Genomic DNA, 22,187 nt, shown 5'->3' on the forward strand with positions numbered 1-22,187 from the left:
GGAGATGGGCGCTCATGGGCGTGACGCCAAGGCCGGAGGGGCTGGGGTCCCGGCGCGCGGCGCTGCAGCTGCTGGATGCGGTGCTGCGGCGCGGACAGACGCTGGACGCCGCCGCCCAGAAGGTCGCCACGCCCGACCGTCCCTTGGCCCTGGCGATCGCCGGCGAAACATTGCGGCGCCTGCCCGACCTCGATGCCGCGATCGATGGGGCGACCAGGCAGCGGCTGCCCGATGACGCCAAGGCGCGCAACGTCCTGCGGCTCGCGCTGGGGCAGAAGGTCGCGCTGAACGTGCCTGACCATGCGCTGGTCGCGACCGCGCTGCCGCTGGTCGAGGGTGGTCCGCGGCGGCTGGTGCATGGCGTGCTTGGCACCCTGCTGCGCGGCAACTTCGACCTGGGCCAGGAAGCGCGCTTGCCGCCAGACGTGGAGGCGCGTTGGACCGAGCAGTGGGGCGAGGGAGTTGTGGCGGCCGGGCGCCGGGCGATCGTGCGCCGTCCGCCGCTCGATCTCAGCTTCGCCGACCCGCAGGAGGCCGCGCAGTTCGCGGCGGAGCAGGGGAGTGAGCAGCTCGCGCCCGCTCACTTGCGCCTGCGGGGCGGCAAGAGCGTTACCGAACTGCCCGGCTTCGGAGCGGGCAACTGGTGGGTTCAGGACCTCGCCGCGTCGCTGCCCGCTCGCCTGATCCCGACCGGAGCCCGCGAGGTGCTCGACCTCTGTGCGGCGCCCGGCGGCAAGACCATGCAGCTTGCTGCGGCTGGCCACCACGTAACGGCGCTCGACCGCTCGGAAAGTCGTCTGGGGCGACTTGCCGACAATCTCGCGCGAACTGGGGTCGCTGCAACGACCATAATTGCGGACGCGCTCGAGTGGACCGGTGGGCCGTTCGATGCCGTGCTGCTCGACGCGCCATGCTCCGCCACCGGCACCTTTCGCCGCCACCCGGAGGTTCTCCACCGCGCGCGGCCGCAGATCATCGCTGAAGCTGCGGCCTTACAGCATCGCCTGCTGGCCCATGCCGCGACGCTGCTCCGGCCCGGCGGCACGCTGATCTACGCCGTCTGCTCGCTCGAGCGGGAAGAAGGGGAAGCGGTGATCGAAGCAAGGAGCGAACTCCGGCTTGACCCGATCGAAGACGCGGAACTGCCCGCCGGGATCAAGCCCGCGCCGCAAGGCTGGGTGCGAATCCTGCCCGGCATGCTGGAAGAACATGGCAGTCTCGACGGCTTCTTCATCGCTCGCCTTGTCCGCCCGGACGCTTAGTGTGTAATCGGGCCCATGCCCCTGATCGCACCCTCCATCCTTTCCGCCGATTTCGCCAAGCTGGGCGAGGAGGTGCGAGCCATCGACGCGGCGGGCGCCGACTGGATCCACGTCGACGTGATGGACGGCCACTTCGTGCCGAACCTGACCATCGGCCCTGGCGTCGTAAAGGCGCTCCGCCAGCATTCGGCGAAGCCCTTCGACGTTCACCTGATGATCTCCCCGGTTGACCCGCTGCTCGACGCCTTTGCGGAGGCGGGCGCCGACATCATCACCGTTCATCCCGAAGCCGGGCCGCACCTCCATCGCACGATCCAGCGGATCAAGGCGCTGGGCAAAAAGGTCGGCGTGTCCTTGAACCCGGCGACGCCGGCCAAGATGCTCGACTATGTGTTGGAAGAGATCGACCTCGTGCTGGTGATGAGCGTCAACCCGGGTTTTGGCGGGCAAAGCTTCATCGGAAGTCAGCTCCGCAAGATCGAGGCGATCGCCAAGCGGATTGCGAAGGAGGGCTTGACCGTCGAGCTGGAGGTGGATGGCGGGGTTGATCCCGCGACCGCCCGGCAGTGCGTGGACGCGGGCGCCGCGGTGCTGGTCGCCGGCACGGCAGCTTTCCGCGGGGGTCCACAACGCTATGCCGAGAACATTGCCGCGTTGCGGGGAGCGCAGTGAACGAGCCGGCAATCGCGGGCAGGTTCGGCCGCCGGCCACTCCTGCCACGCTTGTTCCGCCAGAAACGGGCACCGCTGCGGCTCCTGGCAGTGCCGCGCGACCATGTTCAAGGCGACCGCGCCCGGGGCGAGCAGCTGCTGGCTGGCACCTTCGCTCGGGGCCGAAGCTTGCTTCCGCTGGCCGATCTCGACTTCGCGGTGGTGGGCACGTCCGGGCCGCTGGCCGGGGAGCTGCATGGCTTCTCCTGGCTGCGCGACCTCGCCGCCGCGTCCTCCTCGCGGGACCGCGGCGCCAAGGTCGCGGAAGCCGTCGCAGCCCGCTGGCTCCTGGCGCACGGGACCAAGCCGGATGCGGCGTGGCGTGCCGACCTGTGGGGCGAGCGGCTGCTGTTTTGGATCGCTTATGCGCCCTACCTGCTGTCGACCCATGACTCCGCCTATCGCGCAGCCCTCCTGAACACCGCGGCCCGCGGCGCCCGTCACCTCCTGTCTACCGCCGACCAGGCTCTACCGGGCCTGCCACGCATCACCGCCTGGGCGGGGCTAAACGCCGCCAGCCTGTTGCTGGAGGGTGGCTCGACGGGCATCGCTCGTGCGGAGTCGGGGCTTGCTCGGGCCTTGGCGTCGGCTCAATCCGCAGACGGCGGCCTGCTCAGCCGTTCGCCGTCCGAGCAGCTGCTTTTGGTCGACCGCCTGGCGCTCCTGCGGACCGCCTATCTGGCGGCCAAGCAGCAAGTGCCCGACGTGCTCGAGAATGCCGCGACGGCGGCGTTGAGCGCGCTTGGCGGCGTGGTCATGGGTGATGGCGGGCTTGGCAGTTGGCAATGGGGCAACTCTGGCAACCCTGCGCGGGTCACAGTCCTGGTTGACGGCTGCGGCCTGCGCGCCCGGGCCCTGCGGCAGGCCGGAAGTTGGGGCTACCACCGCTTGTCGGCACTTGGCACGACTGCCGTGATCGACGCCGCGGCTCCTCCCCCGTCCAAGATGGCGCCGCTAGGCTGCGCGTCCACCCTGGCGTTGGAGATGAGCGACGGACCCCAGCGCCTGCTCGTCAATTGCGGGGGACCCGGCATGTCCCCTGCGGACTTTCCGGCAGAACTGGGCGGTGCCTTGCGCACCACCGCCGCGCACAGCACGCTGACCCTGGGTGACACCAATTCCACGGCAGTCCTTGCCGATGGCTCGCTCGGCAAAGGTGTGACGGATGTCACGGTCGCTCGCAGCGATGGCGACGACTTCAGCCGGCTGGAAGCGGAGCATGACGGCTATCTCCGTCGGTTCGGCCTCCTTCACAACCGCGGTCTGGCGTTGGGGAACGACGGCAAGGAGCTGCGCGGGCTCGACCGGCTAGTGCCACGCGGGCGCAAGCGAATCCGCGGAACTGCTCCCTTTTCCGTCCGCTTCCATCTCGGGCCGAACGTCGAAGCCACCCGCACGGCCGACGGCCAGGGCGCGATCCTGCGCTCCCCCGCTGCCCCGCCGTGGAGCTTCCGCTGCCGCGGCGGGCAGCTCGAGGTCGAGGAAAGCCTGTGGGTGGACGGCGGAGCCCGGCTCCGCTCGACGCTTCAGCTTTCCGTGACCGGCGAGGTACCGCCCGAAGGAACTGAAGTCGGCTGGCAATTCCGCCGGTCAAGCTGAGCCGCAACGGGAGTTGTCATCGTGATCGATCTCGCGCCCATCCGCCGGGCCCTGCTTTCCTTGTCGGACAAGGATGGACTGGAACAGCTGGCGGCGGGGCTGAAACGCCACCAGGTGGAGCTGGTCTCGACCGGCGGCACCGCGGCCCGGCTGCGGGAGCTGGGGCATGAGGTCACGGACGTAGCCGACCTGACCGGCTGTCCCGAGATGATGGACGGCCGGGTGAAGACGCTCCACCCCAAGGTCCATGGCGGACTGCTCGCAGTGCGCGACAATCCGGAGCACCAGGCAGCTGCGGAAGCCCATGGGATCGCTCTGATCGACCTGGTGGTCGTCAACCTCTATCCGTTCGAGCAGACGGTGGCCCGGGGCGCGGCGCGCGACGAGATCATCGAGAACATCGACATCGGTGGGCCCTCCATGGTCCGCTCGGCCGCCAAGAACCATGCGCATGTCGCGATCCTCACCGACCCGCAGGATTATCCAGGGCTGCTGGAAGAGCTGGACGCCAAAGGTGGCATGACGTCGCTGGGCCTGCGCCGGAGCCTCGCGGCCAAGGCCTACGCGCTCACCGCGGCTTACGATGCGGCGATCGCCAGCTGGTTCGCGTTCGCCGATCAGCAGCAGCTGTTCCCCGCGGCGCTCCCGCTGGCCCTGCGCAAAGCGACGGAGCTGCGTTACGGCGAGAACCCGCATCAGTCCGCCGCCCTCTACCTGCCGCAGCAGCGGAGCGTCGCTGGCGTGGCGGGTGCCCGGCAGGTGCAAGGCAAGGAGCTCAGCTACAACAATCTGAACGATGCCGACGCGGCGCTGGAGCTGGTCAGTGAGTTCCGCGGCTCGGCGCCGGCCTGCGTGATCGTCAAGCATGCCAACCCGTGCGGGGTGGCGCAGGGTGGCGATTTCCTCCGCGCCTACACTGCTGCTCTCCAGTGCGATTCAGTGTCGGCTTTCGGCGGCATCGTTGCGGTGAACGGACGGCTGGACGGAGTTACCGCCCGCGCGATCACCGAAATCTTCACGGAAGTGGTGATCGCACCCGAGGCCGACGAGGAAGCGCTGGCCGCCTTCGCCGCAAAGAAGAACCTCCGGCTGCTGCTGACCGGCGACTTGCCCGATTCGCGCCGCCCGGGGCTCACGCTTAAGACCATCGCCGGCGGAGTGCTCGTGCAGAGCCGCGACAGCGGGGTAGTGGTCGAGAAGGAATTAAGGGTAGTGACCCGCCGGCAGCCGACGGAGCAGGAGGTGGCCGACTGCCGCTTCGCCTGGACGGTTGCCAAGCATGTGAAGTCGAACGCGATCGTCTACGCCAGGGACGGCGCCACAGCCGGGATCGGCGCTGGGCAGATGAACCGCCGGGACAGCGCGCGGATCGCCGCCGTCAAGGCGCGGGAAGCGGCGGAGACCTATGGCTGGCCGGAGCCGCGCACGGTCGGCTCGGCCGTGGCGAGCGATGCCTTTTTCCCGTTCGCCGATGGGCTGCTGGCGGCTGCCGAGGCTGGTGCCACGGCGGTGATCCAGCCCGGCGGTTCGATCCGGGACGAGGAAGTGGTCGCGGCCGCGGACGAGGCGGGCCTGGCGATGATCTTTACCGGCATGCGCCACTTCCGCCACTAGGTCAGCGGCGCTCCGGGGCTGGCACCCGGAGCGGGTTCCAGTGCTTCCGCGGCCTGGATGTCCGCCTTGCGCATCCGGAACAGTTCGCGGTCTTCGGGGCCGAAGCCTTTGATCCAGATCACCGCGCCGAACGCGGCCATGATCGCCGGGATGCCGAGCGCAAGTTCGAGCCATTCGGGCAGCAGCACCGCGATTTGGCCGACCACGATCGCTGCCGCCGCCGCCCACAGCAGCGGCCAGCGCCAGCCGCTGACCGCTTGCCCGAGCAGGCCGGACAGCAGCCGCGCCTTGGTGATGGCGGCGAAGGCGAGCGCAAGCATCAGCCCAATCGCGGGGGCGGTCGCCTGCCACGCCTCGGGCCAGCCTAGCCGGCGCATGAGCAGGATAAGAACGACGGTAAGGGCAGCCTGAAAGGCGATCATCAGGAGCGAGAGCACCATGTTGCGGTGGCGCGCGAGGTAGATCAGCGCGGCTTCGCTGGTGGTGGCGGTAGCGGCGACCACCTCCGCGGCCAGCAGAAAGGCCAAGGCGGCGGCCCCGGCCACGAACTCGGGCCCGACCAGACCCATGACGGCCTCCCCCGGGATGCCGAGCGCCAGGGCCACTCCGGCCTGCGCGGCGATCACCCAGAAGCCGACTTGGCGGACCTGGCTGGCGACCGCGCTCCGATTACCGGCTTCGACGTTGCGGCTGATGACTGGGCCGAGGATCGGGTCGAAGCTCGTCTTGAGCTTGGACGGCAGCGAGGCGACGTTCTGCGCAACGTAGTAGACGCCGACGATCGCCGGAGACGCGAACAGGCCCAGGATTGCGATGTCGAGCCGGCGGCTGCCCCATTCCACTGCGTCAGCCGCCGCCACAGGAAGATTGCGGCGCGCCATGTGCCACAAGGTGGCGGGGTCAGGCCGCCAGCCTGCCGGCACCCCATAGGCCTTGAGGAACGGAATGGCGGAGGCGATCAGCGCGCCGACCATGGACAGCGCGTAGGCGATGATCAGCCCGTCGCGCTTGGACAGGAAGGCGAGTACAAAGGCCGCGATGCTGATCGTCCATGGCTCGACGACCGCCCGCGCCCTAACGGTAGAGCCGACGTCATGCCGGTAGGCCAACGCCGCCAGCATGACGTCGGACCAGGCGAGCGCCAGCACGGCGATCGGCAGCAGCCGTTCGAGACCATGGATTTCGCTGTTGGGGAACATGGCTTGCGGGAACAGGAACAGCAGGGCCATGCCGACCGCGGCTCCAATTGCCGCTACCAGCAAGGCGTCCCAGGTCACGCTGACGTGCGGCTTGTCCGACGCGGCGAGCTGCTGGGCAAGCCCGCGCTTCAGCCCCAGAGTCGCGATCTGCGCCGCGAACTCGACGATCAGCACGGCGTAGGCGAAGCGGCCGAGCGCCTCCGCACCGTACATGCGCCCGGCAATGAACAGGAACGGCAGCCGAGCCAGCAGCCTCAGCAGGAAGCCGAAGAAGTTGAGGCGGCCGCCCCGCGCCAGCACCGCGAGATCGGCCGACCCGCCATCCGTTCCACGCCCGGCCACGCCAGCTTCCCGCTCGCTCAATGGGCAACGCCCCAGTGCTCGCCCCAGCCCACTTCAACGGCGAGCGGCACGCTCAGCTTCACGATCGGCTCGGCCGCTTCGGCCATGACCTGCCGGATAACGGCTGCGGCGCGCTCTTCCTGCCCGTGCGGCACTTCGAAGACGAGTTCGTCGTGCACCTGCAGCAAGGGTCGCACAGCGGAGAAGCCCGCGGCAGCGAGCGCGGGTTCGACCTGCGCCATCGCGCGTTTGATGATGTCCGCGCTGGTGCCCTGGATGGGCGCGTTGACCGCCGCGCGCTCGGCGGCTTGGCGGAGGTTCATCACGCGCGACCGGATGTTGGGGAAGTGCGTCTTGCGGCCGAACAGCGTTTCACTGAACCCGCACTCGCGCACCTGCTGGAGCGCCGTCGAAATATAGTTCTTGATGCCGGGGAAACGCTCGAAATAGCGGGTGATCATCGCCTGGCCTTCTTCCCGGCTGATGCCGAGGCGCGAGGCGAGCCCGAATGCGGAGATGCCGTAGAGGATGGCGAAGTTGATCGTCTTGGCCTTGTTGCGGCTGTCCTTGCCGGTGTCCCCGAATAGCTCGAGCGCGGTGATGTTGTGGACGTCCTCCCCCGCGGCGAACGCTTCCTTGAGCTGCGGCACGTCGGCCATGTGCGCCGCCAGGCGAAGCTCGATTTGACCGTAGTCGGCGCTGAGCAAGCTATGGCCTTCCTCGGCGATGAAGGCGTTGCGGATGCGGGCGCCGATTTCGGTGCGGATAGGGATATTCTGGAGGTTCGGGTCGGTGGACGACAATCGCCCGGTCTGTGCGGCGGCAAGGCTGTAGCGTGTGTGGACGCGGCCGCTGGAGGGGTCGATCTGGGCCTGGAGGGCGTCCGTGTAGGTGATCTTGAGCTTGGTCAGCTGCCGCCAGTCGAGCACCAGCCGCGCGACCTCCACGCCCTCGCCTTCGAGCCGTTCGAGTTCGGCTTGATCGGTCGAATAGGCGCCGCTCTTGCCCTTGCGCCCGCCTTTCAGGCCCAGACGCTCGAACAGCACGGAGCCGAGCTGCTGCGGCGAGCCGATGGTGAACGGTCCGCCTGCGGCCGCGAACACTTGCTCCTGGCGCGCGGCGATCTCGGCCGCAAAGGTCTCGCTGAGTTCGGCCAGATAGCTGCGGTCGACCTTGATGCCGTGCCGCTCCATCCGCCCTACGACGCCGATCAGGGGCATGTCCACCAGCCGGTAGACGCGGTTGCCGCCTTCCGCCGCAAGCCGGTGCTGCAGCCGCTGCCATAGCCGCAGCACCAGGTCGGCCCGCTCGGCTGCATACTCGGCGGCAGCCGCGACGGGCGCGTCGGCGAAGCGGATCGTCTTCTGGCCCGTCCCGCACACCGCCTTGAGGCTCATCGGCTGATGGTCGAAGTGCGCCTTGGCGAGGTCCTCGAGGTTCTGGCCGAAGCGCCCTGCGTCAAGCGCGAAACTCACCAGCTGCACGTCCTCGTGCGGCGCCACAGCGACGCCGCGGTCGCACAAGAGGCGCAGCTGGTCCTTCAGGTTGAAGCCGATCTTGAGGACGCTGTCGTCTTCCAGCAGCGGCTCGAGCAGAGCCAGCGCTTCGTCGCGCCCGAGCTGTTGCGGTCCGCCGCCGAGCAGGTCGCCGCCGCGGTGGCCGAACGGCAGGTAGGCCGAACGGCCAGGAGCGAGCGCCAGCGCAACGCCCGCCAGCCCGGCCGCGAGTCCGGCAGTGCCATCCCACTGCAAGTCGAGTGCTAGCCAGCCTTGTGCGCGTGCTTCGTCCAACCAGCTGCGCACGGCGTCGGCTTCGGTGAGCAATTGGTAAGCCGAGCGGTCGAGCTCGGTCGGCTCCGCTTCACCCGGTCCATGCACTCGCGGTGGTGCTGGCGTCACGCCGTCGGCCGGACCGGTCGGCTTGGACGAGCCCGCGCCGACCATGCGGTTCATCAGCGTCTTGAAGCCCTGGTCCTCCAGAAAGGCGCGCAGCGGGTCCTTGGGGATGCCGGTTAGCGTCAGCGCGTCGAGGGGCTCGGGCAGCTTGCTGTCGCACACCAGCCGGACGAGCTCGCGGCTGAGCCGAGCGCTGTCGGCATGGTCAATCAGCGACTGGCGGAGCTTGGGCTTGGCGATCTGGTCGGCCGAAGCGAGCACGGTCTGAAGGTCGCCGAACTGCTGGATCAGCTGGGTCGCGGTCTTCGGGCCGATGCCCGGGACGCCCGGCACGTTATCGACGCTGTCGCCCATCAGCGCCAGCACGTCGCCGACCTTTTCCGGACCCACGCCGAACTTCTCGACTACCTGCTCCGGCCCGATCCGTCGGTCGTTCATGGTGTCGAGCATGTCGACGTCCCCGTCGACCAGCTGCATCAAGTCCTTGTCCGAGCTGACGATGGTGACCTTCCACCCGGCCTGCTTGGCGGCAGTGACGTAGCAGGCGATGATGTCATCCGCTTCCAGCCCCTGTTCTTCGATGCACGGAATCGAAAAGGCGCGGGTCGCCACGCGGATTAGCGGAAATTGCGAGACCAGGTCGTCGGGTGGCGCCGGCCGGTTGGCCTTGTACTCGCCGTACATCTCGTTGCGGTGCGTGGACTCCGACTTGTCGAGGATGACCGCCATGTGGGTCGGCCCGTCCGCCCGGTTGAGCCCGTCCGCCAGCTTCCACAGCATGGCTGTATAGCCGTAGACCGCGCCAGCCGGTGCACCATGCCGATTAGTTAAGGGCGGCAGCCGATGGTAGGCGCGGAAGATGTAGCTCGACCCATCGACAAGATAGAGGTGGTTCTGCTCGGACATGCGCCGGCGGGTTTAGCAGAGAGGGCGCGGCGCGCTAGCGGGCTTCGGCAGGTCAGCCGCGTTCGTAGTCGAAGCGGCCGCGAATATGCTCGTGGAAGTAGCGGCCGTGAGACTCAGCGGCGATCAAGGCCTCATGAACTTGCGCCGGCACATCAAAGTAGCGCCACCAGCGGCCGTCGGCGAAGCGGATGCGGAGGATGCGTGAACCCGGGGCGTACTCGACCTCCCGGATGGCTTCGGAGTCCACCAGCATGGCGGAGCAACGAACAGTGGGCGGCTAGGGCACCAGCACCGTGTCGCGAGCTTCGGCGAGCTGCCCGGGGTAGTCCAGCGTGTAGTGCAGCCCGCGACTCTCCTGCCGGGCCAAGGCCGAGCGGATGATCAGGTCGGCGACCTCCACCAAGTTACGCAATTCGATGAGGTCCGGCGTCACCCGGAAGTGCTGATAATATTCGGCGACCTCCTGCCGCAGCGTGTCAACGCGGCGCTTGGCCCGCTCCAGCCGCTTGGTCGTGCGGACGATCCCGACGTAGTTCCACATAAAGCGGCGAATCTCGCCCCAGGTCTGGGCAATCACCACCTCTTCGTCGGAGTTGGTCACTCGGCTCTCGTCCCATTCCCGGACCGCCGGGACGGCCGGCAGTTCGTCCGACCGTGCCAGGATGTCCTTTGCGGCCGCTTCGCCGAAAACCAGACATTCCAGCAGCGAGTTGGAGGCGAGGCGGTTGGCGCCATGGAGGCCGCTCTCCGTGACCTCGCCCGCGGCGTAAAGGCCGGGCGCGTCGGTGCGCCCCTGAAGGTCCACGCACACGCCGCCGCAGGTATAATGCTGCGCCGGTACCACCGGAATCGGCTCGCGGGTGATGTCGATGCCGAGCCCGAGCAGCTTGTCGTAGATGTTCGGGAAATGCGTCCGGACGAAGTCGGGATCGCGGTGGCTGATGTCGAGGTGGACATAGTCGAGGCCGAGCCGCTTGATTTCATGGTCGATCGCCCGGGCGACGATGTCCCGCGAGGCCAGTTCTCCCCGCTCGTCGAAGCGGGCCATGAACCGTTCGCCCCCGTCTCGCACGCCACCCGGCAGCTTGAGCTGCCCGCCCTCGCCGCGCACCGCTTCGGTAATCAGGAAGTTCTTGACCTGGAGGTTGTGGAGGCAGGTCGGGTGGAACTGCATCATCTCCATGTTAGAGACGCGGCAGCCGGCCCGCCAAGCCATGGCAATGCCGTCCCCGGTCGCGCCTCGTGGGGCAGTGGAGTAAAGGTAGGTGCGGCCTGCCCCGCCCGTTGCCAGCACGGTCGCGCGGGCCGTCAGCGTCTCCACGCGCCTGGACCGGCGGTTGTAGGCGTACAGCCCATGCACCGCGCCGCCGGTGGAGAAGCGTTCGGCGTGGCGCCCGGTCACGAGGTCGATCGCGACCATGTCCGGCACCAGCTCGATGTTCGGGTGGGCTGCTGCGGCCCCCTCCAGGGCCTGCTGCACCGCCCAGCCGGTAGCGTCGGCGACATGGACGATCCGCCGGTGGCTGTGCCCACCCTCGCGTGTCAGGTGCAGTGCTCCGCCCTCTTCGGCGAAGGGTACGCCGAGCTCCTTCAAGCGGGCGATCGCGGCGGGCGCGGCGCCGACCACATGCTCGACCACCGCCCGGTCGTTGAGTCCGGCGCCGGCGGTCATCGTGTCTTCGACATGGCTTTCGAAGCTGTCGCCTTCCTCCAGCACCGCCGCGATCCCGCCCTGCGCCCAGCCGGTCGCGCCCTCGCCAAGTGCGCCCTTGGCGATCACCGCTACCTGACGCTGACCGGCAAGGTTCAGCGCGGCGGTGAGCCCAGCGGCGCCCGAGCCGACCACCAGCACGTCGAACCTGCGGCTCATGCGGTCGCTTCGGTCCGCCGGGTGAGCTGCAGGAACACGTCCTCAAGGTCGGGATCACGCGTCGTGACGTCGACGATACCGAGCCCCGCCCGGCCGAGTGCCGCCAGCACCTCGCCCGCGTTCACCCGGTCCTTGCGGTAGGTGATGGTGAGCTGCCGCTCGCCGCTGACCTCGATCTTGTCGAAGCAGGCGTTCTCCGGCGCAACGGGGACCACGCGGTCCACCGTCACGACGACCTTTTTCTCCTGCGCCCGGCCGACCAGCTGCCGGGTCGGCTCGTTGGCGATGACGGTGCCGCGGTCGATGATGGCGATGCGGTCGCACAGCTGTTCGGCTTCTTCGAGGTAGTGGGTGGTCAGCACCACCGTGACCCCCCGACGATTGAGGTCGCGAACGTAGGACCACAGCTGCTGGCGAAGCTCGATGTCCACCCCCGCGGTGGGCTCGTCCAGCACCAGGATCGGTGGTGAATGCACCATTGCCTTGGCGACCAGCAGCCGCCGCTTCATGCCGCCGGACAGGGTGCGCGAATAAGCGTTGGCCTTGTCCGTAAGGTGCATGGCGGCGAGCAGGGCGTCGCTGCGCCGCTCCGCCTTGGGCACGCCGTACAGCCCGGCGGTGATCTCCAGCGTTTCGCGCGGGGTGAAAAAGGGGTCGAAGATGATTTCCTGCGGCACCACCCCGATCGACAGGCGGGCGTTGCGTGGGTGCTGGTCGACGTCGAAGCCCCAGATGACGGCCCGGCCCTCGCTCTTGGTGACCAGGCCAGCGAGGATATTGATCAGGGTCGACTTGCCCGCGCCGTTTGGACCGAGCAGGCCGAAGATCTGACCGCGCGGGACGTCGAAAGTCACGTCCTCGAGCGCCCGCTTGCCCCCGGCGTAGGTCTTGCCCAGCCCCTCGATCCGGATCGCCGCCTCGTCCATCCCGAAGCGAATAGCGGCTTATTGAAGGGAGACAAGCAAGGGGCTACCTCGCAAACCATGGCATCCATTCCTCCGCCCGAAGTCTTCCGCGTCCGCACCAACTCCGTGTCATGCGACGGGGGCGGCCAGATCGACCCTTCGCTTGGCCATCCGCGAGTTTACCTCCGGATCGACGAAAAGGGCTTCGTCGAATGCGGCTATTGCGACCGCCGTTTCGTGCTGGAGGGCGGGCCGGCGGACACGCCGGGGCAGGTGCCGTCATGACGCTGCACGATCCCCGCCGTTTTCTCTACCGCGAAGCGCTCGACCCTGACGAAGCGAAGCGGCTTGCGGCGCGGCACCTGAGCGGCTGCGACGACGGCGAGCTCTACCTGCAGTATCGCTCGTCCGAAGCATTTGGGTTCGACGATGGGCGGTTGAAGACGGCCGACTACAACACCGCCACCGGATTCGGGCTGCGTGGCGTCGTGGGCGAGACCACCGCTTTCGCCCATGCCAACGAGATCAGCCCGGCCGCGATCGAGCGGGCGGCGCAAACGCTGCAGCTGCTCGATCCCGCCACGGGCCCACGCGCCGCGCCGCCATCGCGGACCAATCAGGCGATGTACGGCGCGGCGGATCCGCTCAGCCTGCTGCCGTTCGCGGAAAAGGTGGCGCTATGCCAGCAGATCGACGCTGCCGCCCGCGCCCGCGACTCGCGGGTGGCGCAGGTCAGCGTCGGCCTGCAGGGCAGCTGGAGCGTGGTGGAGATCGTCCGCGCCGATGGCTTCGTGGCGACCGACGTGCGCCCGCTGGTCCGGCTCAACGTCAGCATCGTCGCCAAGTCGGGCGAGCGGCGGGAAAGCGGCTTTCATGGCATTGGCGGCCGCTACCTGTACGACCGGTTGTTCGATCCCGCGGCCTGGAACCGCGCGATCGACATCTCGCTGGCGCAAGCGCTGGTGAACCTGGAGGCGGTGGACGCACCAGCGGGCGAGATGACGGTGGTCTGCGGACCCGGCTGGCCGGGCGTGCTGCTGCACGAAGCCGTCGGCCACACGCTGGAAGGCGATTTTAATCGCAAGGGCACCAGCACCTTCTCCGGCCGGATCGGCGAGCGCATCGCCGCGCCCGGTGTAACGGTGGTGGACGATGGCGCCATGGCCGAGCGCCGCGGCTCGCTCACCATTGACGACGAGGGCACGCCGACCGGCCGCACCACGCTGATCGAGGATGGCATTCTGACGGGCTACCTCCAGGACCGGCTGAACGCCCGGCTGATGGGCGTCGAGCCGACCGGCAGCGGCCGCCGCGAAAGCTTCGCCCATGCGCCCATGCCGCGCATGACCAACACGTTCATGCTGGGCGGGCAGGACGACCCGGCCGAACTGCTGAGCCGCGTCAAGAACGGCATCTACGCCAAGAGCTTCGGCGGCGGGCAGGTGGACATCACCAGTGGCAAGTTCGTCTTCTCCTGCACGGAAGCCTACAAGATCGAGGGCGGGAAGCTCGGTGCGCCGATCAAGGGCGCGACGCTGATCGGCGATGGGCCGACGGTGCTGACCCGGGTCAAGGGTATCGGCAACGACCTGGCGCTCGATGAGGGCGTCGGCATCTGCGGCAAAGGCGGTCAATCGGTGCCGGCCGGCGTGGGGCAACCGACGCTGCTGATCGATGGGCTGACGGTCGGCGGAACGGCTGCTTGAGCCTTGTCGAGCTGGCGCGCTTCGGCAGTCGCGTCGAGGCCGATCTCGCCAGACTCGCGTTGGAAGCCAACGGCATCGACGCCGTCATGCTCGACACGGAGGTGAACAGCTTCTTCGGCGGCGGCGGGCTCGTGCCCGTACGCTTAATGGTTCTGGACCAAGATCACGCCGAGGCGCTGACGATCCTCAGAGAAGATGGCCGATCGGCGTCAGGCTGAAGCCGGCACCTTCGGCGCAGCGCTCCACTTGTTCGCGCGGCACGCCTCCTTCGCGGCAGGCGACGGCCCAGCATAGAGTCGAGCGGTAGCCCGAGCGGCAAAAGGCGAGCAGCTTGCCGTCTCCGACCGAAGCCAAAGCCTCGCCCATCGCTTCGACATCGGCTGGTCCGATGCCGCGGACGATCGGGATGTGGCGGTACTCGAGGCCAGCCTCGGCCGCGGCCCGTTCGAGTTCGGCACTGAGCGGCTGGCCCGGCTCCTCGCCGTCCGGCCGGTTGTTGACCAGCAGCGTCACCCCTTGCCGTTTCAGCTCGGGCAAATCGGCGGCTGCGATCTGACCCGCCACCAGCGTCTTGGCGTCAAGCTGCCGAAGCATGATCGGTCTCCTCGTGCCGGCGGATTGCCTCCAGCATCTGCTCCCCATAGCGCTTGAGCTTGGCCTCGCCCACGCCTTGTATGCGGCTGAGTTCGTGTAGCGAGCGCGGGCGGGCGGCAGCGATCTCACGCAGGGTGCTGTCGTGGAACACGACATAGGGCGGCACGCCGGTCTCGGCCGCGATCTCGCGGCGGGCCGCACGCAGCGCCGCGAACAACGGGTCTGCCGTCTCCTCTCCAGCGACGCGCTCCTTGCGAGTCCTGCGGCGCGGCGGCGGAACTGCGATCACCACCGGCTCGCCGCCGTTCAGGATCGGGCGCGCACCCGGGCCGAAGCTCAAGCCGCCGTAGGCATCGGCCCGCAAGGCATCGCGCGCGATCAGGGCCCGAGCAACCGGGCGGAGCAGGGCGGCCTCCTCCGCCGAGCAGATCCCGAACACCGACAGCCGGTCGTGCCCGAACGAGCGCACTTTCTCGTTGTCGTTGCCGGCAAGCACCGCGGCGAGATGGGCGACGCCGAACCGCATCTCGGTCCGGAACGCCGCCGACAACAGCTTGCGCGCCACTTCCGTCGCATCGATCGTCGCCGCCGGCTCCAGGCAGTTGTCGCAATTGCCGCAACTTGCCGAGGGCTCCTCGCCGAAGTGGCGCAGCAGGATGGCCCGGCGGCAGGTCGCGGTCTCGACAAAGGCAGCCAGTGCGTTGAGCCGTTCCCGCTCGCCTGCCTGCCGTTCGGGCTCCACCTCCGACTCGATCCGGCGGCGGGCGCGGGCAAAGTCTTCCTGGCCCCAGAACAGCCAGGCCTCGGCCGGCTCCCCGTCGCGGCCGGCGCGGCCGGTTTCCTGGTAATAGGCCTCGATGCTCTTGGGGATGCCGGCATGGGCGACGAAGCGCACGTCCGGCTTGTCGATACCCATGCCGAAGGCGACGGTGGCGGCCATCACCATCTCTTCGGAGGCCACAAACGCGCTCTGGTTGCGCGCGCGGATTTGCGGTTCCAGGCCGGCGTGATAGGCCAAGGCGCTGCGGCCGGTTGCCGCCATCTGCTCGGCCAGCCGTTCGGTTCCGTCGCGGCTTGGCGCGTAGACGATCCCCGGTCCGGGCTGCGCGTCGAGCAGGGTCTTGAGCTGCTTGCCGAGGGTGTCGCGGGGACGGACGTGGTAGCGGATGTTCGGCCGGTCGAAGCCGGACACGATCAGCCCGTCCTTAGGGATGCCGAGCTGCTGGAGGATGTCTTCGCGCGTGCGCCGGTCCGCGGTGGCGGTCAGGGCGAGCCGGGGAACCTCCGCATGTTCATCCAGCAGCGACCGCAGCTGGCGATAGTCGGGGCGGAAATCATGGCCCCAGTCGCTGACGCAATGCGCTTCGTCGATGGCGATCAGCGCGAGGTTCACGCGGTCGACCAGTTGGCGGAAGCTGTCGGTGGTGGCCCGCTCGGGCGCGACGTAGAGCAGGTCTAGCTCGCCGGCGAGCGCCCGCTGCGCCACCGCTTGCCGGTCGTCCGCCGACGTCATGGCGGCAGCCCGAATGCCGAGTGCATCAGCGGAGCGGATCTGGTCGTGCATCAGCGCAATGAGCGGCGATACCACCAGCGCAGTGCCGCTCCGGGCCAGCGCCGGCAGCTGGTAGCAGAGCGACTTGCCCGCGCCTGTGGGCATCACCGCCAACGTGTGCTGCCCCCCAAGCACGCGCCCGACCACCTCTTCCTGGACGCCGCGAAAGGATTGGAAGCCCCAGACGGAATGCAGCAGCTGATGCGGGTCGGTCATCGCTCGCCTCATGCGGGTTGAGCCTGCCACGCGCAACTACTCCGCCGCTTCCGCCAGCTCCCGTTCCGCCGCCTGGCGGTTCCACAGTTCCGCGTAGAGGCCACCCCGCCGCAGCAGCTCGGCATGCGTGCCGCGCTCCGCCACCCGGCCGTCCTCCAGCACCACGATCTGGTCCGCGCCCACGACCGTCGATAGCCGGTGCGCGATGGTGATGGTGGTGCGGTTGCGGGCAACCTCGTTGAGCGTCGCCTGGATCGCCTCCTCCGTCCGGCTGTCGAGCGCGCTGGTGGCCTCGTCCAGGATCAGGATCGGCGGGTTCTTGAGCAGGGTGCGGGCAATCGCCACCCGCTGCTTCTCGCCGCCCGACAGCTTGAGCCCGCGCTCGCCGACCATCGCTTCGTAGCCGTCGGGCAGCGCCTCGATGAAGCCGTCGATCGCAGCTCCCCGCGCCGCCGCCTGGACGTCGAGCTCGGTCGCCCCATCGCGGCCGTAGGCGATGTTATAGCCGACAGTGTCGTTGAACAGCACCGTGTCCTGCGGAACGATGCCGATTTGCGCGCGCAGGCTGTCCTGGGTCACCGCCGCGACCTCCTGCCCGTCGATCAGGATGCGGCCGCCTTGCGGGTCGTAGAAGCGGTAGAGCAGCCGCGCGAGCGTCGACTTGCCCGCGCCCGATGGGCCGACCACGGCGCAGGTGGTGCCCGGGGGCACGTCCAGGCTGACGCCCTTGAGGATCACGCGCTCGGGATCATAGCCGAAGTGCACGTCCTCCAGCCGCACATGCCCGTCGGTCACGCGAAGCGGCTGCGCACCGGGGCGATCGACCACCTCCGCGGGGGTGTCGAGCAGCCCGAACATGGCTTCCATGTCGACCAGCCCCTGGCGGATCGAGCGATACACCCAGCCCAGCATGTCCAGTGGCCGGAACAGCTGCATCAGCAGGCTGTTGACCAGCACCACGTCACCCGGCGTGAACCGGCCTTGTGCCCACCCCCAGACGGTAAAGCCCATCGCGCCGGCCATCATCAGGTTGGTGATCAGGCTCTGGCCGATGTTGAGCCAGGCAAGCGAGGTTTCATTGCGGACCGCGGCCCTGGTGTAGGCGCCGATCGCATCGTCGTAACGCTTGGCCTCACGCTCCTCCGCGCCGAAATATTTGACGGTCTCGTAATTGAGGAGGCTGTCGACCGCGCGGCCGATGGCCTTGTTGTCGACATCGTTCATCTCGCGCTGCAGCTTGGCGCGCCAGTCGGTCACCCAGCGGGTGAAGCCGATGTACACGGCGACCATCACCAGCGTTGCGACGACCAGGCCGGTGCCGAACTTAATCTTGAAGATCACGCAGATGGCGATGAGTTCGAGAGTGGTCGGCGCGATGTTGAACAGGAGGAAATAGAGCATCATGTCGATGCTCTTGGTCCCGCGCTCAACGATCTTGGTGAGGCTGCCGGTCCGCCGTTCGAGGTGGAAGCGCAGCGACAGGTTGTGGATGTGGCGGAACACCCGGGCGGACAAGCGCCGTGCCGCGCCCTGCCCAACCTTTTCGAATAGAGCGTTGCGTAGGTTGTCGGCCAGCACGCCGCCGAAACGCGCGGTGGCGTAGGCCGCGACCAGCGCCAGCACGGCGCCCATCGCCTGGGCGCTGCCGCTCATTCCGTCGATCACCGCCTTGTAGGCGAACGGCATGGCGAGAGTCGCCGCCCGCGCGAGCAGCACCAGGACGACCGCGCCGACCACCCGCGCCTTGAGCTCGGTCTCGCCCCGCGGCCACAGCATCGGCAGGAAGCGCAGGAGAGTCTGAAAGGACTTGCCGCTTTCCTCCTTCTGCTCCGCTGCTGCTGCCATCGGCTTGAGGTAGGATGGGCGACCCGAACCGGCAACTCAGCGATGAAATGATTGGAACGCGAGACGAACTGCTCGGTTGTACCGGCAAGTTCTGATCGGGGATTTCCTCATGGGTCCAGTTGCTTACGTGATCGCCATCCTGGGTTGCGCCGATGGTTCGGCGACCTGCCAGCCGGTGGCGACCATCCCAACCCAATATGAGAACAAGGCCGCCTGCTCGGCTGCAACCGGCGCCACCCTCGCTGCCAACAGCGACTTCGACTTCCCGACGTTGGTCGCGGAATGCCGGACGACCCGTGCCCGTCCTGCGGCTGAGGGCAAGGAGCCGCGCCCATCGGCGAACGTTATGACGCTAGAAGGCTGAGCTTTTTCTCTGCTCGGTCGAGGAGTGCACCATCGTGAAGCAAAGCGGACATAACCCTAACTCGCAGCAGCAAACGCAGAACCAGAAGAACGAAATGTCGGACGATCCGGGCGACGGCGCGCGCAAGGCGTTTAAGCCCGGCCCGGTCGGCTCGACGCCGGTTGAAAAAGCGCCGGAGAACGATAGCCAGAACCAGTCGACCATTGAGGCATTCGGCGAAGCTGGCGCGGGCGTAGCCGCCAAGGAGTAGCGTCCAGTGGCCGAGACGATCGATCCGCCGACGGTGGAAGAGCCCGCACTGCCGGGACACGAAAGCCAGCTTGAGCCCAAGCCCGAGTGGCAGCCGCGATATCCGGGCTCCGGCCGTCTGCAGGACAAGGTGGCTATCGTCACCGGCGGCGACAGCGGCATCGGCCGCGCGGTCGCCGCGTTGTTCGCCCGCGAAGGCGCGGACGTCGCGATCTTCTACCTCGACGAGCATGACGACGCCGCGGAAACCAAGCGGATCGTCGAGTCCGAAGGACGCCGGGCGATCGCGGTGCCCGGTGACCTTGGCTCCAAGGAGTTCTGTTGGCGGGCCGTGCAACAGGTGGTCGAGACGTTCGGCAGGCTCGACCTCCTGATCAACAATGCCGGCGAGCAGCATCCCGACGAGAACATCGAAGATATTACCGAGGAGCAGCTGCGCCGCACCTTCCAGACCAACATCTACTCGATGTTCTTCCTGACCCAGGCGGCCATGCCCCACCTCAAGCAAGGCGCTGCGATCGTGAATTGCACATCAGAGACGATGTACAAAGGCGCGCCGATGCTGCTCGACTACAGCGCAACAAAGGGGGCGATCACTGCCTTCACGCGCTCCCTTGCCAAGAACCTGGTCGAGAAAGGCATCCGAGTGAACGCTGTTGCGCCCGGCCCGATTTGGACTCCGCTGAACCCGTTCGGCGGCCAGCCCACCGACAAGGTCTCGAAGTTCGGCAAGAGCACGCCGATGAAGCGACCCGGTCAGCCCAACGAGGTTGCACCGTCCTTCCTGTTCCTGGCGTGCGAGGACGCGAGCTACATGACCGGTCAGGTGCTGCACCCGGATGGCGGGGATACCACCGCAAGCTAAGGTGGGACAATCTCCCAACCGCTGGCGTGAAATTCGCTAAGTATGTCGCTTCACCTGCGCGGCACACTGATAACAAACACATTTTTCGGTTGGCACGCTCTCTGCATTAGGTTTGGTGTGGGTTCGACAGGCGGACCCACCCAGACAAGACAGGGAGTTCCACCATGTTCGTTTCCACCGTCTCCGCCCGCCAGCTCGCCGTCAGCTTCGCCGGCGCGTTCGTATCGGCCCTGCTGTTCGTCAGCGCCGCCGTTGGCCCGCTGCCGCTCGCTTGAAAGGGACAAGCACAATGGACAAGCCGTTCGTCCTCAATCGCCGCCGGGCCAAGATCATGGGCGTCGGTGCCGGCCTGGCCGATTACACCGGCGTTGATGCCCTAATCGTCCGGCTTGGGCTGGTCCTTGCCGTCCTGGCTACCGGTCCGATCGCCATTCTCCTCTACCTGGTTGCTGGCTGGCTCGCTTCAGATCGTTGAAGCGGGCCACCGGCCCGCCGCTGCCTCGCGCGCTTGCCTTCACCCCGAACCTATCGCAGCCTGCCGGCTTGAGGCGGGAGATATGTCGCGTGTGGCTGCTATCAGTTTTGGCGTTGGCGCTTGCGCCGGGTGCCGCATCGGTGGGGATCACATCTTCGTTGCCATCAGAAACAACAACACCGAGTGAACCCGCTCCCGGCCAAGCGCTGCTACCCGAGATCGAGAGCCTGCCCCCAGCTCAGCGTGCCCAGTTGCAACAATTGATGCTGGACCTGGCCAACGCGCCGACGCCTGCAGCCGCCATGGCCGCAGCCGACAAAATGCTGGCACGATTGTCGGAGCCGAGCCGCCTGCGCGGCATGGTTCAGTTCTTCCGCGCCGCCGCCTTGGCAGCTGCGGAGCGCGAACCCGCGGCCCTTACTGCCATCGAGGAAAGCATTCGGCTTCTCCCGGAGCACAGCGCGCCGCTGATCGCCGCGGCCGGCATTTACGCTTACAGCCATACACCCGGCCGCGGCGCAGACCATCTGCTGCGGGCGGCGGAGATCGACCCGGCTGCAATCCGGTCGCTCGACGAATGGACCGTCATGTCGCTGCTTCATCGGCTCAAGGCCGAGAACGACAAGCGCCGCGTCCAGGCCGTCAGCGAGCGGCTGCTCGCAATCGACTGGCGGGGCCAGCGGCTTCGTGCCCAGTCCGAACTCGCGCTGGCCACTATCAGAGCGAGGCTCGCCCGCAAGGACATCCCCGGTGCCCGGGCCCTGGTTCCGCGGCTGCTCGATCCGGCTGACAGCTACAACCTGCTGGCACTCAGGGAGGCCGAGCCGATCTGGCCCGATATCGAGCGCTGGGCCGGACCGAAGCTAGAGCGGCAATGGGCGATTTACTTGAGGGAAGCGCGGTCGAGATGGGAGGCTAGCAAGAGCCCGGAAACGCTGGCCGACTACTCGACCGCGCTGGTCCAGGCTAATCACGACCGAACGCTGATCAGCACGGTGCTGCCGCTGTTTGACGCACCGGACCCGAACTCGGACGTTGAGCTGATCTTCGAGGCGGCGCGAGTGGCGGGAGCGCTTGCGCGGCAGGGCCGGTGGGCTGACGTAGACGCGCTGTTCCTCAAGGCATTGAAGGTTTGGCCGATCGACGCACAAGCCAACTCGCTCAACCTTGCCGGAAACCGTGCCGTTTATCTCTTTCGAGCCGGGCGCACGCGGGATGGCCTGAAGCAAATGGACGAGGCCCTCGCGGTCGCGCCCAAGTGGGGCGAGCAAGTCAACGTGGACGCGGTCCGTGCGATGCACTGGCACAAGGCTTGCGGGTTGACCATGGCAGGAAGGAAGGAGGAGGCTGCGTTCTCGATCGCGGCCGTGCTTGCGCATGAACGGGCAACTTCCCGAGCTCAGCTGAGGCTATGCATGGATGATAGGGAAGGCGCCAGGCGCGAACTGCTGGAAGCTCTCCAGGATGTAGATCGCCGTGACCAGGTCATCGGCTTCTTGCAGCTGCCTGATCAGCCGAGCTTCAAAAGCCCGCATAGCGAGCTTCTCCATGCGCGCACCGAAGCGTTGCGGGTTGAGCCCGAGCTGGTGAAAGCCGCCGCGGCTCACGGCAGGGTTCTGACCTTCCGCGTCTCCGATGGCGCCCCGGCGGAAGCGCCTTGACGGCTGCGCCCGCCGTCTCGAAGATCCTAGTCGAATAGTTCCTCAAGGAACGATTTGCGGCGCTTGTGGGGCTTGCCGCCGTAGCCATGACCATAGGGCTGGTGCTGCGGGTAGGGCGGCGAGGCGCTCCACGGCGATCCGCCTTGCGGCGGCGGTGGCGCCTGCTGCGCTCCAGCTGCGGGCCCGAGATCGGCCTGGCTGCGCTCGATGATCTTGTCGAGCTCGCCGCGGTCGAGCCAGACGCCGCGGCAGGTCGGGCAATAGTCGATCTCGATCCCCGACCGCTCGCTCATCACCAACGTAGCGCCGTCGTTGGGACAGCTCATCGGGCCCGGATGGTTCGGCATGAAAGCACTCC

General features: G+C 67.7%; 21 protein-coding genes. 12 read left to right on the top strand and 9 right to left on the bottom strand.

What is annotated here, in order from left to right:
- The first annotated feature begins 14 nt into the window (after window positions 1-14).
- Genes QZX62_RS04425 through purH form a run of 4 tightly spaced genes read left to right on the top strand, consistent with a single transcriptional unit; the run spans window position 15 to window position 5,185 of the window.
- Window positions 15-1,262 (top strand): RsmB/NOP family class I SAM-dependent RNA methyltransferase, encoded by a 1,248-nt coding sequence (locus tag QZX62_RS04425; RefSeq protein WP_294172450.1) that lies wholly within the window; start codon window positions 15-17, stop codon window positions 1,260-1,262.
- A 15-nt stretch (window positions 1,263-1,277) separates the two neighbouring features.
- A complete protein-coding gene (rpe, locus tag QZX62_RS04430; protein ID WP_294172451.1) occupies window positions 1,278-1,934 on the top strand; it encodes a ribulose-phosphate 3-epimerase in 657 nt (218 codons plus the stop codon).
- Window positions 1,931-3,571, top strand: coding sequence for a heparinase II/III family protein (locus QZX62_RS04435; protein ID WP_294172452.1), 1,641 nt, complete (start codon window positions 1,931-1,933; stop codon window positions 3,569-3,571). The genes rpe and QZX62_RS04435 overlap by 4 nt, the downstream gene beginning before the upstream one ends.
- A gap of 18 nt (window positions 3,572-3,589) precedes the next feature.
- Window positions 3,590-5,185, top strand: a complete 1,596-nt coding sequence (gene purH / locus QZX62_RS04440; protein WP_294172495.1) for a bifunctional phosphoribosylaminoimidazolecarboxamide formyltransferase/IMP cyclohydrolase — start codon at window positions 3,590-3,592, stop codon at window positions 5,183-5,185.
- On the opposite strand, the gene QZX62_RS04445 is transcribed toward purH, so the two are convergent.
- From QZX62_RS04445 to QZX62_RS04465, 5 genes are read right to left on the bottom strand one after another with little or no spacing between them, the layout of a single operon-like run.
- Window positions 5,182-6,726, bottom strand: a complete 1,545-nt coding sequence (locus QZX62_RS04445) for an oligosaccharide flippase family protein (protein WP_294172497.1) — start codon at window positions 6,724-6,726, stop codon at window positions 5,182-5,184. The two genes, purH and QZX62_RS04445, sit on opposite strands and share 4 nt — an antisense overlap.
- Before the next feature lie 17 nt (window positions 6,727-6,743).
- Entirely contained in the window at window positions 6,744-9,527 is a 2,784-nt protein-coding gene (polA, locus tag QZX62_RS04450) for a DNA polymerase I (protein WP_294172454.1), read from the bottom strand.
- A 52-nt stretch (window positions 9,528-9,579) separates the two neighbouring features.
- Window positions 9,580-9,780, bottom strand: coding sequence for a KTSC domain-containing protein (locus QZX62_RS04455; RefSeq protein WP_294172456.1), 201 nt, complete (start codon window positions 9,778-9,780; stop codon window positions 9,580-9,582).
- 24 nt (window positions 9,781-9,804) lie between these two features.
- A complete protein-coding gene (nadB, locus tag QZX62_RS04460; protein ID WP_294172458.1) occupies window positions 9,805-11,397 on the bottom strand; it encodes an L-aspartate oxidase in 1,593 nt (530 codons plus the stop codon).
- Complete coding sequence (locus QZX62_RS04465) at window positions 11,394-12,323, bottom strand: ABC transporter ATP-binding protein (RefSeq protein WP_294172460.1); 930 nt, start codon at window positions 12,321-12,323, stop codon at window positions 11,394-11,396. The genes nadB and QZX62_RS04465 overlap by 4 nt, the downstream gene beginning before the upstream one ends.
- A gap of 57 nt (window positions 12,324-12,380) precedes the next feature.
- Here QZX62_RS04465 and QZX62_RS04470 point away from each other — a divergent pair, with 57 nt between their 5' ends.
- Genes QZX62_RS04470 through QZX62_RS04480 form a run of 3 tightly spaced genes read left to right on the top strand, consistent with a single transcriptional unit; the run spans window position 12,381 to window position 14,226 of the window.
- Window positions 12,381-12,587, top strand: coding sequence for a zinc-finger domain-containing protein (locus QZX62_RS04470; protein WP_294172462.1), 207 nt, complete (start codon window positions 12,381-12,383; stop codon window positions 12,585-12,587).
- Window positions 12,584-14,008 carry a metalloprotease TldD gene (gene tldD / locus QZX62_RS04475; RefSeq protein ID WP_294172464.1) on the top strand — a complete coding sequence of 475 codons (1,425 nt, stop codon included), beginning with the start codon at window positions 12,584-12,586 and terminating at the stop codon, window positions 14,006-14,008. Before QZX62_RS04470 ends, tldD begins: the two co-directional genes overlap by 4 nt.
- Window positions 14,005-14,226 (top strand): DUF2007 domain-containing protein, encoded by a 222-nt coding sequence (locus QZX62_RS04480; RefSeq protein WP_294172465.1) that lies wholly within the window; start codon window positions 14,005-14,007, stop codon window positions 14,224-14,226. Before tldD ends, QZX62_RS04480 begins: the two co-directional genes overlap by 4 nt.
- Here the strand turns inward: QZX62_RS04480 and QZX62_RS04485 are convergent.
- Genes QZX62_RS04485 through QZX62_RS04495 form a run of 3 tightly spaced genes read right to left on the bottom strand, consistent with a single transcriptional unit; the run spans window position 14,195 to window position 18,215 of the window.
- Window positions 14,195-14,602 carry a TIGR01244 family sulfur transferase gene (locus tag QZX62_RS04485; RefSeq protein WP_294172466.1) on the bottom strand — a complete coding sequence of 136 codons (408 nt, stop codon included), beginning with the start codon at window positions 14,600-14,602 and terminating at the stop codon, window positions 14,195-14,197. The genes QZX62_RS04480 and QZX62_RS04485 overlap by 32 nt on opposite strands.
- Complete coding sequence (recQ, locus tag QZX62_RS04490) at window positions 14,586-16,370, bottom strand: DNA helicase RecQ (RefSeq protein WP_294172468.1); 1,785 nt, start codon at window positions 16,368-16,370, stop codon at window positions 14,586-14,588. The genes QZX62_RS04485 and recQ overlap by 17 nt, the downstream gene beginning before the upstream one ends.
- A 36-nt stretch (window positions 16,371-16,406) precedes the next feature.
- Window positions 16,407-18,215, bottom strand: coding sequence for an ABC transporter ATP-binding protein/permease (locus QZX62_RS04495; protein ID WP_294172470.1), 1,809 nt, complete (start codon window positions 18,213-18,215; stop codon window positions 16,407-16,409).
- A 109-nt stretch (window positions 18,216-18,324) separates the two neighbouring features.
- Between QZX62_RS04495 and QZX62_RS04500 the strand changes: the two genes are divergently transcribed.
- From QZX62_RS04500 to QZX62_RS04520, 5 genes are all read left to right on the top strand, one after another.
- A complete protein-coding gene (locus QZX62_RS04500) occupies window positions 18,325-18,579 on the top strand; it encodes a hypothetical protein (RefSeq protein WP_294172471.1) in 255 nt (84 codons plus the stop codon).
- Window positions 18,580-18,613: 34 nt separating this feature from the next.
- Entirely contained in the window at window positions 18,614-18,829 is a 216-nt protein-coding gene (locus tag QZX62_RS04505) for a hypothetical protein (protein WP_294172473.1), read from the top strand.
- A gap of 6 nt (window positions 18,830-18,835) precedes the next feature.
- The gene (locus QZX62_RS04510; protein ID WP_294172474.1) at window positions 18,836-19,693 is read left to right on the top strand and encodes a glucose 1-dehydrogenase; all 858 of its coding nucleotides are present in this window, start codon (window positions 18,836-18,838) and stop codon (window positions 19,691-19,693) included.
- Between the two features lie 289 nt (window positions 19,694-19,982).
- Window positions 19,983-20,168: a PspC domain-containing protein gene (locus tag QZX62_RS04515; protein WP_294172475.1), complete on the top strand. Its 186-nt coding sequence runs from the start codon at window positions 19,983-19,985 to the stop codon at window positions 20,166-20,168.
- A 302-nt stretch (window positions 20,169-20,470) separates the two neighbouring features.
- Window positions 20,471-21,829 carry a hypothetical protein gene (locus QZX62_RS04520; protein ID WP_294172476.1) on the top strand — a complete coding sequence of 453 codons (1,359 nt, stop codon included), beginning with the start codon at window positions 20,471-20,473 and terminating at the stop codon, window positions 21,827-21,829.
- Between the two features lie 26 nt (window positions 21,830-21,855).
- Here QZX62_RS04520 and QZX62_RS04525 read toward each other — a convergent pair whose 3' ends face one another.
- A complete protein-coding gene (locus tag QZX62_RS04525) occupies window positions 21,856-22,176 on the bottom strand; it encodes a zf-TFIIB domain-containing protein (protein WP_294172478.1) in 321 nt (106 codons plus the stop codon).
- Window positions 22,177-22,187: the final 11 nt, after the last annotated feature.

The organism is uncultured Sphingomonas sp. (assembly GCF_902806265.1).
Taxonomy (GTDB): domain Bacteria; phylum Pseudomonadota; class Alphaproteobacteria; order Sphingomonadales; family Sphingomonadaceae; genus Sphingomicrobium.

Excerpts from the sequence above, each read along its gene's own strand:
- tldD (WP_294172464.1), top strand. The coding sequence starts at position 12,584 with ATGACGCTGCACGATCCCCGCCGTTTTCTCTACCGCGAAGCGCTCGAC.
- QZX62_RS04500 (WP_294172471.1), top strand. The coding sequence starts at position 18,325 with ATGGGTCCAGTTGCTTACGTGATCGCCATCCTGGGTTGCGCCGATGGT.
- QZX62_RS04520 (WP_294172476.1), top strand. The coding sequence starts at position 20,471 with ATGGCCGCAGCCGACAAAATGCTGGCACGATTGTCGGAGCCGAGCCGC.
- recQ (WP_294172468.1), bottom strand. The coding sequence starts at position 16,370 with ATGACCGACCCGCATCAGCTGCTGCATTCCGTCTGGGGCTTCCAATCC.
- QZX62_RS04425 (WP_294172450.1), top strand. The coding sequence starts at position 15 with ATGGGCGTGACGCCAAGGCCGGAGGGGCTGGGGTCCCGGCGCGCGGCG.
- QZX62_RS04515 (WP_294172475.1), top strand. The coding sequence starts at position 19,983 with ATGGACAAGCCGTTCGTCCTCAATCGCCGCCGGGCCAAGATCATGGGC.
- rpe (WP_294172451.1), top strand. The coding sequence starts at position 1,278 with ATGCCCCTGATCGCACCCTCCATCCTTTCCGCCGATTTCGCCAAGCTG.
- polA (WP_294172454.1), bottom strand. The coding sequence starts at position 9,527 with ATGTCCGAGCAGAACCACCTCTATCTTGTCGATGGGTCGAGCTACATC.
- QZX62_RS04470 (WP_294172462.1), top strand. The coding sequence starts at position 12,381 with ATGGCATCCATTCCTCCGCCCGAAGTCTTCCGCGTCCGCACCAACTCC.
- QZX62_RS04485 (WP_294172466.1), bottom strand. The coding sequence starts at position 14,602 with ATGCTTCGGCAGCTTGACGCCAAGACGCTGGTGGCGGGTCAGATCGCA.
- QZX62_RS04465 (WP_294172460.1), bottom strand. The coding sequence starts at position 12,323 with ATGGACGAGGCGGCGATCCGGATCGAGGGGCTGGGCAAGACCTACGCC.
- QZX62_RS04455 (WP_294172456.1), bottom strand. The coding sequence starts at position 9,780 with ATGCTGGTGGACTCCGAAGCCATCCGGGAGGTCGAGTACGCCCCGGGT.
- nadB (WP_294172458.1), bottom strand. The coding sequence starts at position 11,397 with ATGAGCCGCAGGTTCGACGTGCTGGTGGTCGGCTCGGGCGCCGCTGGG.
- QZX62_RS04495 (WP_294172470.1), bottom strand. The coding sequence starts at position 18,215 with ATGGCAGCAGCAGCGGAGCAGAAGGAGGAAAGCGGCAAGTCCTTTCAG.
- QZX62_RS04525 (WP_294172478.1), bottom strand. The coding sequence starts at position 22,176 with ATGCCGAACCATCCGGGCCCGATGAGCTGTCCCAACGACGGCGCTACG.